General features: G+C 67.3%; 16 protein-coding genes. 6 read left to right on the top strand and 10 right to left on the bottom strand.

The features are described 5' to 3' along the window. Window positions 1–38 precede the first annotated feature (38 nt). Window positions 39–638, top strand: coding sequence for a hypothetical protein (locus MRBLMD1_RS07660; RefSeq protein ID WP_364398610.1), 600 nt, complete (start codon window positions 39–41; stop codon window positions 636–638). A gap of 98 nt (window positions 639–736) precedes the next feature. Here the strand turns inward: MRBLMD1_RS07660 and MRBLMD1_RS07655 are convergent, their stop codons facing one another. The 4 genes from MRBLMD1_RS07655 to serS all read right to left on the bottom strand — a co-directional run bounded on the left by MRBLMD1_RS07655 (window position 737) and on the right by serS (window position 4,943). Then, window positions 737–1,321: a histidine phosphatase family protein gene (locus tag MRBLMD1_RS07655; protein WP_364398608.1), complete on the bottom strand. Its 585-nt coding sequence runs from the start codon at window positions 1,319–1,321 to the stop codon at window positions 737–739. Between the two features lie 66 nt (window positions 1,322–1,387). After that, on the bottom strand, window positions 1,388–2,275 hold the full coding sequence (locus tag MRBLMD1_RS07650) for an HAD family hydrolase (RefSeq protein ID WP_364398606.1): 888 nt from the start codon (window positions 2,273–2,275) through the stop codon (window positions 1,388–1,390). A gap of 241 nt (window positions 2,276–2,516) precedes the next feature. Beyond that, on the bottom strand, window positions 2,517–3,524 hold the full coding sequence (locus MRBLMD1_RS07645) for a type IV toxin-antitoxin system AbiEi family antitoxin domain-containing protein (protein WP_364398605.1): 1,008 nt from the start codon (window positions 3,522–3,524) through the stop codon (window positions 2,517–2,519). Between the two features lie 90 nt (window positions 3,525–3,614). After that, window positions 3,615–4,943 (bottom strand): serine--tRNA ligase, encoded by a 1,329-nt coding sequence (serS, locus tag MRBLMD1_RS07640; RefSeq protein WP_364398603.1) that lies wholly within the window; start codon window positions 4,941–4,943, stop codon window positions 3,615–3,617. 88 nt (window positions 4,944–5,031) lie between these two features. Between serS and MRBLMD1_RS07635 the strand changes: the two genes are divergently transcribed. After that, window positions 5,032–6,129, top strand: a complete 1,098-nt coding sequence (locus MRBLMD1_RS07635) for a diacylglycerol/lipid kinase family protein (RefSeq protein ID WP_275181455.1) — start codon at window positions 5,032–5,034, stop codon at window positions 6,127–6,129. A 52-nt stretch (window positions 6,130–6,181) separates the two neighbouring features. Here the strand turns inward: MRBLMD1_RS07635 and MRBLMD1_RS07630 are convergent, their stop codons facing one another. The 3 genes from MRBLMD1_RS07630 to MRBLMD1_RS07620 all read right to left on the bottom strand — a co-directional run bounded on the left by MRBLMD1_RS07630 (window position 6,182) and on the right by MRBLMD1_RS07620 (window position 7,807). Beyond that, entirely contained in the window at window positions 6,182–6,406 is a 225-nt protein-coding gene (locus MRBLMD1_RS07630) for a hypothetical protein (protein WP_159634453.1), read from the bottom strand. A gap of 94 nt (window positions 6,407–6,500) precedes the next feature. Further along, on the bottom strand, window positions 6,501–7,481 hold the full coding sequence (pheA, locus tag MRBLMD1_RS07625; protein WP_364398600.1) for a prephenate dehydratase: 981 nt from the start codon (window positions 7,479–7,481) through the stop codon (window positions 6,501–6,503). After that, window positions 7,481–7,807: a rhodanese-like domain-containing protein gene (locus MRBLMD1_RS07620; RefSeq protein ID WP_224024197.1), complete on the bottom strand. Its 327-nt coding sequence runs from the start codon at window positions 7,805–7,807 to the stop codon at window positions 7,481–7,483. The genes pheA and MRBLMD1_RS07620 overlap by 1 nt, the downstream gene beginning before the upstream one ends. A gap of 220 nt (window positions 7,808–8,027) precedes the next feature. On the opposite strand from MRBLMD1_RS07620, the gene MRBLMD1_RS07615 reads away from it, so the two are divergent. From MRBLMD1_RS07615 to MRBLMD1_RS07605, 3 genes are all read left to right on the top strand, one after another. Next, window positions 8,028–9,434, top strand: coding sequence for an amidase (locus MRBLMD1_RS07615; RefSeq protein ID WP_364398598.1), 1,407 nt, complete (start codon window positions 8,028–8,030; stop codon window positions 9,432–9,434). A 189-nt stretch (window positions 9,435–9,623) separates the two neighbouring features. Beyond that, window positions 9,624–9,851, top strand: coding sequence for a hypothetical protein (locus MRBLMD1_RS07610; RefSeq protein ID WP_159634465.1), 228 nt, complete (start codon window positions 9,624–9,626; stop codon window positions 9,849–9,851). Between the two features lie 691 nt (window positions 9,852–10,542). Then, window positions 10,543–10,896, top strand: coding sequence for a LapA family protein (locus tag MRBLMD1_RS07605; protein ID WP_308209022.1), 354 nt, complete (start codon window positions 10,543–10,545; stop codon window positions 10,894–10,896). Window positions 10,897–10,908: 12 nt separating this feature from the next. Here the strand turns inward: MRBLMD1_RS07605 and MRBLMD1_RS07600 are convergent, their stop codons facing one another. From MRBLMD1_RS07600 to MRBLMD1_RS07590, 3 genes are read right to left on the bottom strand one after another with little or no spacing between them, the layout of a single operon-like run. Further along, window positions 10,909–12,441 (bottom strand): carboxyl transferase domain-containing protein, encoded by a 1,533-nt coding sequence (locus MRBLMD1_RS07600; protein ID WP_364398595.1) that lies wholly within the window; start codon window positions 12,439–12,441, stop codon window positions 10,909–10,911. A 1-nt stretch (window position 12,442) separates the two neighbouring features. After that, entirely contained in the window at window positions 12,443–13,666 is a 1,224-nt protein-coding gene (locus tag MRBLMD1_RS07595) for a CaiB/BaiF CoA transferase family protein (RefSeq protein WP_364398593.1), read from the bottom strand. A 45-nt stretch (window positions 13,667–13,711) separates the two neighbouring features. After that, window positions 13,712–15,082 carry an SLC13 family permease gene (locus tag MRBLMD1_RS07590; RefSeq protein ID WP_159634477.1) on the bottom strand — a complete coding sequence of 457 codons (1,371 nt, stop codon included), beginning with the start codon at window positions 15,080–15,082 and terminating at the stop codon, window positions 13,712–13,714. Between the two features lie 131 nt (window positions 15,083–15,213). Between MRBLMD1_RS07590 and MRBLMD1_RS07585 the strand changes: the two genes are divergently transcribed. Then, window positions 15,214–15,912, top strand: coding sequence for a FadR/GntR family transcriptional regulator (locus MRBLMD1_RS07585; protein ID WP_275181449.1), 699 nt, complete (start codon window positions 15,214–15,216; stop codon window positions 15,910–15,912). Window positions 15,913–15,984: the final 72 nt, after the last annotated feature.

The raw sequence follows: 15,984 nt of genomic DNA, 5'->3' as shown, positions 1-15,984 counted from the left end.
GTTTCGCAATTCCTACTTCCGGGTAGTGTGGACCCAGAATGTTCACCCTGACCATCAACCAGACGGACAGCCGCCGCGACGGCGACCAAGTGCCGCAGCTGCTCAAGGCGCTGCGGCACATTCCCGCGCGCCTGGATTTTGACAGGTCGGTCGAGGACGAAGTCCAGGGGATCGTCGACTGCCCGCACCAGGCCGTGGACGCCGCGCTGATCGCGCTGCGGAGCGGGCACTGGTACGTGGGTATCGGAGCGGGGCCCGTGAACGAGCCGCTGCCCAACCAGGTCAAGGACGCGTCCGGGCACGGCCTGGTCTATGCGCGCCGGGCCGTGGACCGGCTCCGCACCAGCAAGGAGCGGGTGCCGGTTGCGGTGGAGGGGCCACTGGCCGACGTTGCCCACGACGCCGAAGCAATCCTGCGGCTGCTGGGCCATATCGTGCGCGACCGGTCAGGCGCGGAATGGCGCGTGCTGGACCTGCTGACCCCCGGGGTCCGCGGCCAGCAGAAAGCGGTGGCGCAGGAGCTGGGCATCACCACCCAGGCCGTCAGCAAAGCGGTGGCCCGGGCACAGTGGAATGAGGAACACGCCGCCCGGCCCGCTGCCGCGAGACTGCTGGCGCTGATCCTTGAGGTGCGCTGACTGCTGGTGGGTTGGCTGCTGCTGGGTTGAGCGCTGGTGGGCTGGCCGCCTGAGCCGGGTCCCGCCGTCGTCAATTGCCGCAGGGGCTTTTCCGGGCTTTAGCTCCCGGTGGCGGCCAGGACCGGCTCACCGTTGAAGTACTCCAGCTTCCAGCCATCGATCGCGTGGTGGTGCGCCAGGTTGAGGGCCGCATTGTCCACGCTCGCCAGGGTCTGGCCGATGGCGCGGCTGAGGCTGACGCGCAGCAGCGTGCCATGCGTGACCACCAGGAGCCGCTGGCCGCGGAACTCCTCGGCCAGGGCTTCCAGCGCTGCGAGGCCGCGGCCGGCGGCTTCGTCTTCACTTTCGGCGCCCTTGAACCCGCCGGGCACGCGCAGCGCCTCCAGCTCGGGGCCCGCCTGCATCCCTTCGGCCGGGCCGAAGCTGCGTTCAGTGAGTTCCGGGACGCGCCGGGCCACGGTGAGCCCGAGCCCTCCGGCGATCAGATCCGCGGTCTCGGCAGCGCGGCTGAGCGGGGAGGAGACGATGGCGTCCCATTCGTACGGAGCCAGGATGCCGACGGCGTCCCGCGCCTGGCCGCGTCCGACGTCGTTCAGGGGGATGTCGGTTGATCCCTGCAGCCGGCGCTCGGCATTCCAGTCGGTCTGGCCATGGCGGACGAGGGCGAACGTCGTAAGGGTCATGCCTCTATTCTGCCTTGGCTCCAGGCCCGCACCGGAATCGCGGCAGCGGACGGTGCCTTCAGCGACTTAGAGGAGGCTGCGCAGCACGTGGGCGGCGCCGTCGTCGTGCACTGAGTGGGTGACTTCGTCCGCTGCGGCGACCACTTCCGCCGGGGCCTGCCCCATGGCGACGCCGCGGCCGGCCCAGGTGAGCATTTCGATGTCGTTCCGGCCGTCCCCCACCGCAACCGTCAGGTGTTCTTCGAAGCCAAGGCGGAGCCGCAGGTTTTCCAGGGCGCTGGCCTTGGTCACACCCGCTGCGGCGATGTCCAGCCACGCAGTCCAGCCCACCGAGTAGGTCACCCCCGCGAGACCCACGTGGTTGATGGCCTCGTTGAACTCCTCGGGCGTGTTTTCGGTGCTGAACACCACCACGCGGACGGCTGTTGCCTCCAGCATGGTGTGGAAGTCGACGCCGACCGCCTCCACCCCGAAGCTGGCATCCTGGAACCGCTCGGTGGAGAGGAAGTTGCCGTCGGCGTCCTCAAGCGCATACTTGGCGGACGGAAGCCGTTCCCGGAGGGCACGCAGCGCCGGCGCGGGATCAAACGTGGCTTTGTGGATGACCTCGTAGCCGTTGTCCAGTTCCGGGTGGAGCCGGAGGGTCACGCCGCCGTTGCAGCAGACGGCGTACCCGCGCTCGATGCCGATTTTCTCGATGATGGGAAGCGTGGCATTCAGGGAGCGGCCGGTGGCGATCATCACCTCGTGCCCGGCGGCCACGACGGCCTGCGCGGCTTCCCGTACGCCAGGGGACATATGCCCGTCGTGGTTGACCAGGGTGCCGTCCACGTCCAGGGCGACCATGAATTTCCGGTCCACCGCGGCGAAGCCGATGTTCTTCTGGTTGTAGTCTCGATTGTTGTCTCGCCGGTCATCGTTGCCGGCGACTGAGGTTTCAGTCAGCGTTGTCATCCACATAGTGAAGCAGACCTAACTGACACGCGCTAGGACGCGGACCACAGGTTTATTGAACTGTTGGTTAACACGGCGGGTTTCCACATGGATGCGCTTGCCGGCGCGTGTCTTCACCCCGGCTCTGAGCGGTCCTGTCCGTTAGGAGGGCACTTATTTCCTCGAATCCCGACCTTGTTCACGCATCCGCGCCTTCAACGTTCCGATCGGCGAACAAGACTCTGATTCAGGCGGCGGCAGGCTACGGGCGCGGGCGGAGGCCTGCGGCGAGGAGCTTGTAACGCAGCTTGTTTGGGTCCGTCAGGTCTGCCCACCCCCACCGGACGAAACCATGGCCGAGGGCACGGATCCGGTCTTCGCGGAGCTTCTCCCGGTAAACAGCCTCCTCTGCGCTGATCCCGTTCCGCCGGGCAAACTCCACGTACTTCCCTTTGCCGTCGAATTCACCCACCACGCTTTGCCGGGGCCACCAGAAGTCACTCCTGCCGATGAAGCCGGCGCCATCCCTGAAGACCTGCTGAAGGACCGGTTGCTCAAAGCCGAGGAATTCAAAGAGGGCACGGCTGTAGGACTCACCAACCGACTCCGGCTGCGGGCTGGCAAGGCCGGCCGCACGCTCCGCGCGGCAGCGGGCAGCAGCGGAAGGAAGGGCCGCTATGCCAGCGGCAATTTCCGGCACGGACAGGAGGCTGACACCCTCCTCCAGCACGCCGTCTGCCAGTAGCCTGCGGGCGGCCCCGTCCGCGAGCACCAGGGCCTGGCTAAGCTCCGCTGAGGCCAGTACGTCCACGGTGGTCTTGGTGAGCCCTGAACAGAGGAACTCGCCAAAGGGCACGGCATTGAACCCGGTCATAAGGCGGTACCGAAGCGGATAGGAACGCGTGCGGCGGACGTTCCCGGCGGAAGCGTCCCCACCCAGTACCAGCAGCGGCGAATTTCTGACGCCGCTGCGGCCGGGAAGCGTTGTGGCAAGTTCCACGCAGGGTGGCGTTCCAAGTGTTGGCAACCCACTGGCCACCGCTGCCGTAAGCCCGCACAGAACTGCACCTTTGACTGACCTGGCAACTGCCGTCGTCGTCCATTCGAAGCGCCGGGAGGGCAGTGCACGAAGCCAGTCTTCGGTGGGAACGTAGAAACCCCGGCGAATCCGCACCAGTTGCCCCGCTTTGAAGGCACGGTGCACGGCATCAGTGCCGGCACCCGTGCGGAGAATGGCGGCAGTATCAATCAGTCCCGGCGGTACGTCCATGCCATCATGATGCGCGACAGCGGAAGCAGGGATACGGGGCCGGCGCCTGCATGTGGACAACCACGAGGCGGACCTAAGCTCGTCCGCGGATCAGAACCACGTAGGTTCGGATCCGCGAACAAGCTTATGAGTGGACCCCTGGAGGACCGGGAGGACCTCGAGGCCGCCCAGGTACTTCTGCAGCGCCTTGGGGACGTTGACGGAGCCGTCCGCGTTCTGGTGGTGCTCCAGCAGCGCCACGATCCAGCGGGTGGTGGCCAGGGTGCCGTTCAGCGTGGCCACGGCGCGGGTGCCCTTGGAGACGCCCTCCGCGTTGACCACCCGTTCACGGATGTTCAGGCGGCGGGCCTGGAACGTGGTGCAGTTGGAGGTGGACGTCAGCTCGCGGTAGGCGTTCTGCGTCGGCACCCAGGCTTCGCAGTCGTACTTGCGTGCCGCGGAGGTGCCGAGGTCGCCGGCCGCGGTGTCGATGACCCGGTACGGCAGCTCGCACTTGGCCAGCATTTCCTCTTCCCAGGCCAGGAGGCGCTGGTGCTCTGCGGCAGCTTCTTCAACCGTGGTGTAGATAAACATCTCAACCTTGTTGAACTGGTGCACGCGGATGATGCCGCGGGTGTCCTTGCCGTGGGACCCGGCCTCACGGCGGTAGCAGGAGCTCTGGCCCGCGTAGCGGATGGGACCGGCGGAGAAGTCCAGGATCTCGTCGGCGTGGTACCCGGCCAGCGCCACCTCTGAGGTGCCCACCAGGTAAAGGTCGTCTTCGGCGAGACGGTAGATCTCGGCGTCGTGCTTGACATCGAAGCCGGTGCCCTGCATCGTCTCGGGGCGCACCAGGGTGGGCGTGATCATGGGGATGAAGCCGGCCTGGATGGCCTGGTCCATAGCCATCTGCAGCAGTGCCATCTCCAGCCGGGCACCCACGCCGCGCAGGAAGTAAAAGCGTGCGCCGGAGACCTTGGCGCCGCGTTCCATGTCGATGGCGCCGATCAGCTCGCCGATCTCCAGGTGGTCCTTCGGCTCGAAGTCGGGGAATTCGCGCGGAGTGCCGACGGTCTTGACCACCACGTAGTCGTCCTCGCCGCCCTCGGGAACGCCGTCCTCCACCAGGTTGGGGATGGTGCGCAGCAGTTCTTCCTGCTTGGTCTGGGCGGCATCGGCCTCTGCGGAGGCGGCCTTAACCGAATTAGCCAGCTCCTTGACCTCGGCCAGCAGGGCCTGCTTCTCCTCGCCCTTGGCCTTCGCTACCTTCTTGCCGAAGACGTTCTGCTCCGCGCGGAGGTTCTCGAAGCGGAGCAGGGCCTCGCGGCGGGCGGAATTCGCGGAGATGATCGCGTCCACCACTGATTCGTCCGCGCCGCGGGCGCGCTGGCTGGCACGGAACTTGTCCGGGTTTTCGCTGAGGTCTTTTACGTCGATCACCAGACAAGGGTATCCAATTCAGTGCACGACGGCGGGCGCGCGGCCCCGTGCGCTCCCCCGCCGTGCGCCGGGCTACTGTTGAAGCACCATGAGCGACTGGATTCTCTACCTGCTGATTGCGGTGGCGCTTGCCTTCGCCACGTCCAGCTGGTGGGGGGTGCGCCGCCTCAAAGCCCTGCATGTGCGCAGCGCCGTGGCTGGCGAAGCCTACGACTCAGGGCTGGCGCGACAGCGCGTGGCCGTGGTCCTGAATCCCATCAAGGCGCGGGCCGACGAAGCCAAGGGGATGATCCACAGGGCCTGCCTGGCCGCCGGCTGGGAGGAACCGGTCTTTTTCGAGACGACGGCGGAGGACCCGGGCTTTTCGCAGATGCAGGCTGCGTTGGCGGGAAAGCCCGACGTCGTCCTGGTGGGCGGTGGCGACGGCACCGTCCGCGTGGTGGCTGAGGCCCTCGCGCACACCGATGTTGCCATGGGCCTGATTCCGCTGGGCACGGGAAACCTGCTGGCCCGGAACGTGGACCTGGATGTGAACGACCTCCACAGCAACGTCCAGACAGCCCTTTTCGGCCGCCAACGGTACATCGACACCGCCCGGATGGCCATCGAGAACTCCCGCACAGGCCATTACTCGGAGCACGTCTTCCTGGTGATCGCCGGTATCGGCATGGACGCCGAAGTCCTGGCCGACACGAATGCGGGGCTGAAGAAGGCCGTGGGCTGGCTCGCCTACACCGAGGCCGGCGTGCGCCACCTTCCGGGCCGGCGCAAGAAGGTCTCCATCGCCCTGGATGACAACCCGGAGCAGGTCCGGAACATCCGGAGCGTGCTTTTCGCCAACTGTGGGCTGGTCCCCGGCGGCATTGATTTCATCCCGCAGGCCATGATCGACGACGGCATGCTCGACGTCGTGGTCATGAGCCCCCGCAGCGCCCTGGGCTGGCTGCTGATGTACGTGAAGATCATGTTCAAGCACAGCGGAAAGCTGCCCATCATGACCGTCTACCGGTCAGTCAAGGTGGTCATCAAGTGCCCCGAACCCATGCCCACACAGCTCGACGGCGACACGTCGGGGGAAGCCACGCAGCTCACGGTCCGGGTGGAGCCACGGTCACTCCTGGTCAGGGTCAAAGGACAGGTACAGGACAGCGGTCCCGTGCATGGAAGCGCACACGCCGCACGGTAGCGGACGGCTGAAGCGGTGCCGCGATGGGGCCCGGACTCAGTAGTTGGCGCCGTCAGGCCCCAGACTTCTTCTCTGCCTCGGCAGCAGCTTTCGCGTCCGCATGGGCTTGTTTGGCAGCAGCATGGGCTTCGGACTGCTCGCGGATCATCGCCTGCTCCTCTTCGAAGCGCAGGCGGTCAGCACGGTCGGCGTCGTCCCCGTCCCAGTCCTGGTTATCTCCCGTGGGCTTGGGATTGACGATCATCCCCTGGCCGTCGTTGTCAGTGCTGCTGGTCATGACCCGCTCCCTTCGTCAGGGGCCATACCCCGTGTGGATCAGGCAAGCATACGCATTGTCAACACCCCACGGAAGTACTTCGGAAGGCATTTACCTACGCTTTGGGCGAAGCCCCGGAACCGCTTTCACCTGCGGTGGATTCCGCGGCGAGTATGGATTGCACCCACGTCCGGGCCGCTGCGAAAGCTTCATCGGAGGTATGTGCGGGGACCAGCGTGGCCTGCCGGTCAGCCCTGGCATACGAGCCCAGGAAACGGGTGCGTGGACTGATGCGGTGCAGACCCGCCAGCGCGTCAGCGACCCTCGCTTCGCCGGCGTGGCCATCGGCGTCGATGCTGAAAAAGTAGTGGCCCAGGTACTGGCCTGTGGGGCGGGATTCAATCCTGCTGAGGTTGACGCCGCGGCTGGCGAACTGGTCCAGGATCTCCATCAGGGCGCCCGGCCGGTCCTCCGGAAGCGGGACCACGACGGCGGTTTTGTCCGCGCCGGTGCGCTCCGGCAGCGGCCCAGGCCGGCTGACCAGGATGAAGCGCGTCACCGCACCGGGGTTGTCCCCGATATTCTCCGCCAGGACCGACAGCCCTGGATGCTCCCTGGCCACCAGCGGTGCGCAGATCGCCGCGTCGTAGTGACAGTTCCCATCCAGCAATCCCAGGGCCGAGGCGGCAGTCGATGAGCCGGGGACGTATTCCGCATCCGGTATATTCCGGTCCATCCACAGCCTGCACTGCGCCCACGCATGACCGTGGGTGGATACCCGCCGCACATCCTCCAACCGCACGCCGGGCCGGGCTACCAGGACAAAGCTGATGGGAACCAGGACTTCGCGGATGATCCGCAGTTCCTGGCCGGTGGCGATGGCGTCCAGCGTGGCGGTGACGCCGCCCTCCACCGAATTTTCGATAGGGACCATGGCGGCGTCTGCCGAACCGTCGCGGACCTTGTCCAGGGCAGCGTTGACGTTCGACGCCGGCACCCGGACAGCCTGGGCGGCGTCAGGCACCTGCAGCAGGGCAGCCTCGGTGAAGGTGCCTTCGGGGCCCAGGAAGGCGTAGGTGCGGGACGTGCCGCCCACTAAAGGACCAGGGGCTTGAGACCGTTGTCCGAGACGAGGGGCTTGCCGGATTCGAGCCACTGGTCCATTCCGCCGGACACGTTAATGGCTGTATACCCCTGGCCCGTAAGCCATTGGGCAACGCGGAAGGAGCGGCCGCCCGTGCGGCAAATGACGTAGACGTCCTCGTCCGGGTCGAGTTCGCCCAGGCGGGCCGGAATCTGGTCCATGGGAATATGGACAGCGCCTTCAGCGTGGCCGGCAACCCACTCGTAATCCTCCCGGACGTCCAGGATCACGGCGTCAGCGGGGACGTCATGGACGGGGACGGTGTCGAAATCGCTCATCGGAGTCCTGTCTTGGCGGAGCTGGCGGATCAAAGTCAGGTTTAAGCCTAGCCCTTCCACCCCGCTCCGCCCGGATCACAGCGGAAAAGGCTGCGGGTTAGGCTGGTGAAGGCCCAGGAGGTTTCCATGTCCCAGCAGCTGACCGCCCTTCCCGCGCCACCGGTATGCCCCGGCCGGAGCGCCGGGCCGCAGGTGGGCGGATACCGCTGGGGGTGCCACCGTGACTGAACTCCACGAACTCCCGGCGGTGGCCCTGCGGGACCTCCTTCGCAGTGGAGCGGTGTCTTCCACGGACGTCACTTCCCACTTCCTGGACCGGATCGGGCGGCAAAACCCCTTTCTGGGCGCCTTTATTACGGTGACGGCGGACCAGGCCATGAAGCAGGCCCGGGCGGCGGATGCCCTGCGCTCCCGCTCGGAGGCCGATGAGCTGCCCCTGCTGCATGGCATGCCGGTTGCGTTCAAGGACCTCACTGATGTGGCGGGGGTGGTGACCACGCACGGCAGTGCCGCCCTGGACCACAAACCGGCCCCCGCCGATGCTCCCCTCGTGGCCCTGTTCAAGGATGCCGGCGCCATTTCGCTGGGCAAGACCCAGGTGCCCGAATTCGGACTGACGGCCTACAGCGAGAACCGCATCGCACCGCCGTCGCGCAATCCCCATGCACCCAGCAGGAGTTCGGGAGGGTCCTCCGGCGGCAGCGCAGCCGCTGTCGCCGCAGGACTGGTGCCTTTTGCCCCCGGAACCGACGGCGGTGGATCAGTCCGCATACCCGCAGCCGCCTGTGGCCTGGTGGGGCTCAAGCCCGGCCGCGGGGTGGTGGCCGCCGGGGAAAGTACCGGCGACCCTGCACGGCTGGTGGCGCCAGGCCCCCTCGCGCGGAGCGCGGAGGACGCAGCACTGATGATGGACATCCTGGCACCAGGGAACCAATACCTTTCGGCGATCACGCAGGAGCCACCCCGGCTGCGGATCGGCGTCACGCTGGACAGCCCGTGGTCCAGCACGTTTCCGTTCACGCCGGACCAGGAGGCCCTGGACGCGCTCCAGGCCGGCGAAACCCTCCTGGAACAGGCCGGCCATACCCTTGGCGACGCCGGCATCCGCTACGACAACCGCTACCCAGACGCCTTCACCACCGCGTGGACCGCCGGAGTGGGCGCTGCCCGCATCAGCCCGTCCCGGGAAGCGCTGCTGGCGCCCCTGACCCGGACCTTCCGCCGGCGCGCCCAGCAGCGCAGCCCGGCGAAGCTGGCAGAGGCCTTGGCATTCCTCCGGCAGTTCCAGCACGACACCCTGGCACAGTACGGGCAGTGGGACCTGATGCTGATGCCGGCGCTGGCACAGACGGCCCGGCCGGTGGGCTGGTTCACCGGCACCGCCCACGGCGGTGACCGCTGGCCGTCGGCCCAGTGGCCGGGGGATGCCGACGGCGACTACCGGAAGCAGTGCGAATACGCGCCCTGGTCCTCGATGGTGAACGTGTGCGGACTGCCGGCCATCACCATCCCCGTGCACTGGACCGGCGGTGCCGCCGGGAGCGGACTTCCCATGGGAATCCAGCTGGTGGGTCCCGTGGGATCAGAAGCCCTCCTCCTGCAGGTGGCGCGGCAACTGGGGTATTAGTGGGCCAGTTGCACTGGGCGATGTTGCATTCCAGGCCGGCTGGAGCGCGTGGGAGGAACCGGCCCGGTTGATGTTGTTGACCTGAACATAACGCCGGGTTAACCCGCCCGTAACCCCCGCGGCCGCAGACTGGAAAAGCACGTTTCAGCACCCTCCACCCGCCCTCCGCCTGACGAGGAGTTGCCCACAATGAACGCTGAATACCCTGCCGCCAGCCCCGGAACCACCGTGACGCCAGACGAGGAACGGCCGGACCTCAGCAACTCCAACGTCAGGGAGGACCTTGCCATGGCTGGCCGCTGCGCCCTGGTCCACCTGCCGACGGGCCGGACCTGCCTCCTGCCCATCCGCCATCAGGGGCCCTGCGAGTTCCACCGCCCGCAGGAGGCGCAGGACGTCGTGGCCAACGGCACCTGACAGTCCCCGGCGCCACTCTGCGCCGGCACCCTGCCTAAGCCCCGATGCCCCGGCGCTCCTGCCCCACAGCCCGAACCCGCTGATACCCGCTGCCGCGTGCCCCGCTGCAGGGTGCCCCGCTGCCGCGCCCTCGACTCCGGCGCCAGGCAGGAGGACGATTAAGGGGCAGTCACCAATGAGGAGGTCTGTGATGTGCTATGCATCGAGCAAGGACTTCGGGTGGGGCGCAAAGAAAGAAACCAAGCGCCGGCCTGAAGCGGAACCGGAAACCCCTGCGGAAAATCCCGGGAAGCCGGTTAGGGCACAGGAATTCACGTTCTGGGCCTTCCCCAACTGGCGCAGGACGCCTGCGCCACGCACCCCCTCCGCTGAAAAGAGCAAGGAGAGGGTCTGACGCCCGGGCAGGAATGCCCCGGACGGGAGTCACTGGAGGGGTCCCCGCGCTGGGACCCCTCCAGCACCACGGCCCCCTGCAACTCTCCGCCGAAATGCAGCCGCTGCGGCGCCTCGTCGTTCAGGCCGTTGTGCTGCGGTGGCCCTGGCGTCTATGGTTGAACCGTAAGCATGCTTAGCATTCTGGGAAGAGGACACGATGAGCGCAGGACAGAGCACGCCTACACCTGACAGGCAGCCGGAGTCAGAACACGCCACGGCACAGCCCCTCCCCCCGGAAACTCCGGCGGAACGTCCTGTGGGGCACGGCAACGCACCCTCTTACCGGGCGGATGTACCGGAAACGACGGGCGCCAGGGGTCCAGCCACCACGGCAGGGGCCGGCCCCGAACGAAAAGTCACCCGCGCTGGCGTCATCTGGGCCGCAGTTGTGGCCGCCCTGGTGCTCCTGATCCTGCTGATCGTCTTCATCCTGCAGAACCAGGAGCTGGTCCTGGTGAAGTTCCTGGGCTTTGAGGGGTCCGTCCCGCTGGGCATGGCGCTGTTCATTGCCGCCGTGACCGGCGGCGTGCTGGTAGCCGTGGCGGGCGGCGCGCGCATCCTGCAGCTACGTTCAAACGCCCACCGGGACAGGGTCCGGCAACGCAGGTAGCCGCCGTCGACCTCACAAGGCGCCCAGGTTCGCGAACTTCCGGGCGCGGGCGGCGACGAGGTCAGGTACCGGAATATTGGCCACCGAACCCAGTTCATACTCGATGGCCCGCGCCATCCGGATGCAGAAATCGCGCGGCTCCAGTGAAGCATCACCCCGCTCATCCACGATGTGGTCCACCAGGCCGCTGGCATACAGGGCAGCGACGTCAACACCCTGCGCCTGGGCCATGGCGGCCGCGAACGCGGTGGTGCGGTGCACAATGGCGCTGGCGCCTTCCGGAGGCAGTGGCGAAAGCCAGCTGTGCTGGGCGGCGATGGTCCGGTCAGCGGGCAGCAACGCCAGCGCCCCTCCCCCGGCGCCCTGGCCGAGCAGCACGGAGACCGACGGCGATTCGAGCCCGATCAGTTCGTACAGCGACCGCGCAATTTCCCCGGCAAGTCCGCCCTCCTCCGCTTCCTGCGAGAGGGCTGCACCGGCAGTATCAATGACGGTGAGCAGTGGCAGCCGCAGCTCCTCCGCCAGTTTCATGCCGCGGCGGGCCTCGCGCAACGAGCCCGGGCCCATGCCGGCGGCGTCCTTCCGCAGCGGCCGCGCATGCCCCAGCACGATGCACGGCTGGGTGCCAAAGCGGGCCAGTGCCAGCAGCAGTCCCGGGTCCTTTTCCCCCTGCCCGGTTCCGTTGAGGGGCAACGCGTCCGTGGCGCCGATCTTCAACAGCTGGCGCAGGTCCGGCCGCCGCTGCCGCCGTGAAATCCCAATCGAGGTCCAGGCATCAGCGGTTGACGGCCTGATGTCCAGGGTTTCGGGCGGGGCGGGCACCGTCGCCGGCACGGTTCCGCCGCCGGCGCCCCCGTTCGCCGCCAGGATGTCCAGCGCGCGGCCCACCAGGTCGGCCAGGTCGCCGGGTTCCACCACGCCGTCGATCAGTCCCTTGCTGAAGAGGTTCTCCGCCACCTGCACGTTCTCCGGGAACGCTTCGCCGTACAGGGCCTCGTAGACGCGCGGGCCCAGGAAGCCCAGGAGGGCGCCCGGCTCGGCGACGTTGATGTGGCCCAAAGACCCCCAGGATGCCATCACGCCGCCGGTGGTGGGGTGCCGCAGGTAGACAAGGTAGGGAAGGCCGGCCTGCCGGTGTGCGCGGACTGCGCCGGTGATTTTCACCATGGACAGGAACGCGAGCGTCCCTTCCTGCATCCGGGTCCCGCCGGACGCGGGACCGGCCAGGAGCGGGAGCCCTTCAGCAGTGGCGCGTTCGACGGCGGCAACGATCCTTTGCGCCGCCGCGTGGCCGATCGAGCCGGCAAGGAAGGAGAATTCACTGACGATCAGCGCCACCCTGTGGCCGCGGATCAGTCCGGCGCCGGTGATGACGGACTCGTCGGCGCCGCTGCGTTCGCGCGCCCTGGCCAAATCGCCGGCGTACTCCGCGGACAGCGCGGGTTGTTGGGGTTCGGTGTCCCAGGAGACAAAGGAGCCCGGGTCCACCACGGTTTCCAGGAGCTCGGTGGCGTTCATGTGCCGCACCTTTTCCGCCGTCGCCATGCTACTTTGCCCCGGAAGCCGCAGCGGCGCCGGCCGTCGTGAGCCCCAGCCACTCCCGGATCGACTGCCCGTCCTCATCGAGCAGCGGCGGCGCGTCGTGTTCGGTCAGGGTGGTTTCCGCGGCGTCGCCCGGCGCGAAGAACCGCAGCGGCGGCCCGGGCAGGCTCACCTTTCCAAGCAGCGGATGCTGTACATCCACCACGAGCCCCTGGGACGCCACCTGCTCCCAGGCGTACACCTCGTCCAGCGAGCGCACCTTGCCTGCGGGGATCCCGGCGTCGTTCAGCTTTTGCAGCAGCTCCACCGCACCGTACTCCGAGAAGGCGCGTTCGACGGCGGCAATCACCTCCGCCCGGTTCCGCACCCTTTCGGCGTTGCTGGCGAAGCCCGGGGCAGCCGGCTCCAGGCCAAAGGCCGCGGCAAAGGACTGCCAGAGCTTCTCGCTGCCGACGCTGATCTGCACGCTCCCGTCCTTGCAGTTGAACAGGCCGTAGGGGGCAATGGAGGGGTGGTGGTTGCCCTGGGCCTGCGGAACCTCACCCGCAACGGTGGTCCTGGTGCCCTGGAAGGCGTGGACGCCGATCAGGGATGCCAGCAGCGAGGTGCGCACCACCTTGCCCTGCCCGGTCCGGTTCCGCTCAACGAGGGCCGCCAGGACGCCGAACGCCCCGTTCATGCCGGAGAGCAGGTCGGCGATGGGCACGCCCACGCGCTGTGGATCATCCGGCCCGGATCCGGTCAGGGACATCAGCCCGGCCTCACCCTGGAGGATCTGGTCGTAGCCGCTGCGCTGGGATTCGGGACCGTCGTGGCCAAAGCCGGTGATGGACAGGATCACCAGGCGCGGGTTGATGGCGTGCATCGCCGCGGTGGAGAAGCCCAGCCGGTCCATGACCCCGGGCCGGAAGTTTTCGATCACCACATCCGCCCGCTCCAGGAGCCCGCGGAGCACCGCCTGGCCGTCTTCGCTCTTCAGGTCCAGGCTGATCGATTCCTTGTTGCGGTTGCAGGACATGAAGTAGGTGGACTGCAGGTCGTCTTCGGGCCCCACGAAGGGCGGGCCCCAACCCCGGGTGTCATCGCCCGTTCCGGGGTTCTCCACTTTAATGACGCGGGCACCGAGGTCTGCCAGCATCATGCCGGCGTGCGGTCCGGCCAGCGCCCGGCTGAGGTCGACGACGATGTGCCCGGCCAGGGGGCCTTGGGAAGTTTCGGCGGTGCTCATGTGCTGGGTTTCCTTTCGTAAGTACGGCGGCGGATGCAGTGCCGGCTAGAGCCAGCCGGGGACCACCAGCGTCAGCCAGGCCAGGATGGGGCCTGCCACGATGACCACCCCGCTGTACCCGAGGATCCGCTTGTAGAACTTGTCCTTGTCCACGCCCTCCGGCGCGTTGGCCAGCACCAGGGCGCCGTTGGTGGAGAAGGGTGAGACGTCAACGATCGTGGCTGACACTGCCAGGGCGCAGATGACGCCGACGGCGCCGATTTCGCCGGTGGAGAGGAAGGGGACGGCGAGCGGGATGAGGGCCGCCAGGATGGCGGTGGAGGAGGCGAAGGCGGACACCACGGCGCCGATGAAGCAGATGATCAGGGCCGCCAGGAGCGGCATTCCCATGCCGGCCACGCCGCTGGAGACGAATTTGATGGTGCCGGCTTCCTCGAGTACGCCGACGAAGGTCAGCATTCCGCAGATGAGCAGCACGGTGGACCAGCTGATCTTGTTGATGGCGCCCTTCTGCGCGGCGGGTGAGACGAGGGCCAGCACGATGGCGATGGTGATGGACACGAAGCCGACGTCCATCTTGAAGCCGAGGGCCACGACGGCCAGCACGATCAGGCCGGCGATGGTGACCAGCTGCGGGATCCGGTCCTTGCGTTCCTTGGTGGCGGCGATGCCGTCACCCGCAGGGTCCCGGGGGCCGTACATGCCCGAACCGAAGCCCTTGAAGGGGACGTCGCCGCCGGCTGCCTTAGCGCCGACGCTGACGGACATGCGGGCTTCTGCCGCCTGCTCCACGAAGTGCCCCACCTTGGAGGACAGGAGGTTCCTGCCGCCCAGGACCACGAAGAGCACCACGGCGATGACCAGGTTGAAGATGAAGCTGGACAGGAACAGCGCGGTGGGGCTGAAGGCAAGGTCGGTCTTGGCCAGGATGCCGTTGACGGTGACCCCGTACACCGCGATCGGTGAGAAGCCGCCCGCCTGCGCGCCGTGGATCACCATCATGCCCATCAGGAGCGGGCTGATCTTGTACTTGCCGGCAAAGCTCAGGGCGATGGGAGCAATGATGGCGACGGCGGCGGGAGACAGGGCGCCCACGGCCGTGATCACGGCGGTGATGGCGAACATGACCCAGGGGATGAGGGCAACGCGGCTGCCCACGAGCTTGACGGCTCCGCGGACCAGGAGATCGATGGTGCCGTTGTTCTGGGCGATGGCGAACAGGTAGGTGACGCCGACGATGGTGAGGAAGAGGCCGCCGGGGAAGTTGGCCAGGATTTCGTTGGTGGACATGCCCAGCACCACGGCGCCGAGCAGGAAGGCGCCCACGAAGGCGAGGGCGCCCATGTTGAGGGGCAGCACGGTGGCGAGCAGGAACATCGCTGCGAGGATGATGATGGATAGGACAGGAGCGGACATCGTTGGTCCTCCATTGAGGGGAAGAATGTGACGTGAGTTACTGGCTCACTGGACTAGCCTCTTAGACAGTGAGTCTATCTGTCAATAGATGAAGGCGGTATTCTGGACCGGTAGACCCAAGGGAGGGCTTTGTGGAGAAGACAGCACGGCTGGGCCTGGAACGCGTGACGCGGCCACGGCTGTACGAGCAGCTGGTGGAACAGATCCTTGCCTATATCGAGTCCGCCCAGCTGAAGCCCGGCGACCTGCTGCCGGCCGAGCGCGACCTTGCCGAGCGGCTGGGCGTCTCCCGCGCCACTCTCGCCCAGGCACTTGTGGCCCTTGAGGTCCTGGGCGTCATTGACGTGCAACACGGCACCGGAGCGGTCCTGGCCCGGAGGCCCAGCGTCGCCTCGGTGGTCAAGGGCCTGCGTGAACACCAGAGCCGGCTGCCGGAAATCGTGGAAGCCCGCAGCACCCTGGAAGTGAAGCTTGCCGCCCTTGCCGCGGAACGCCGGACAGACCAGGACCTCGCCGCGATCGACAAGGCCCTGGACGTCATGGCACAGGAAATCAGTGACGGCGACCGCGGCACCCACGGTGACGAGCTGTTCCACCAGGCGATCACCGGCGCAGCGCATTCGTCGGTGCTGGCACAGCTGATGGCTTTCATCGCGGAGATGATCCTGGAAACGAGGATGGAATCCCTGGGCCAGCCCGGCAGGCCGGAACAGTCGCTGGCGTCGCACCGGAAGATCGCGGATGCCGTACGTGCGCAGGACGCTGCGGCAGCGGCCGACGCCATGCTGGCGCACATCGAGCTCGTCTCCGACGTGGAGCTGCTCCGCTAGCAGCCGCACGCACCGGGCACCCCGCGGCGACACGCCGGGCTGTCTGGCTCCCCGGACAGCTGCGCCTGAATG

This window comes from Pseudarthrobacter sp. LMD1-1-1.1 (genome assembly GCF_040676255.1).
Classification (GTDB): Bacteria; Actinomycetota; Actinomycetes; order Actinomycetales; family Micrococcaceae; genus Arthrobacter.
Note: the sequence above shows the minus strand (reverse complement) of the source record. Positions and strands in the feature narration are given on the sequence as shown.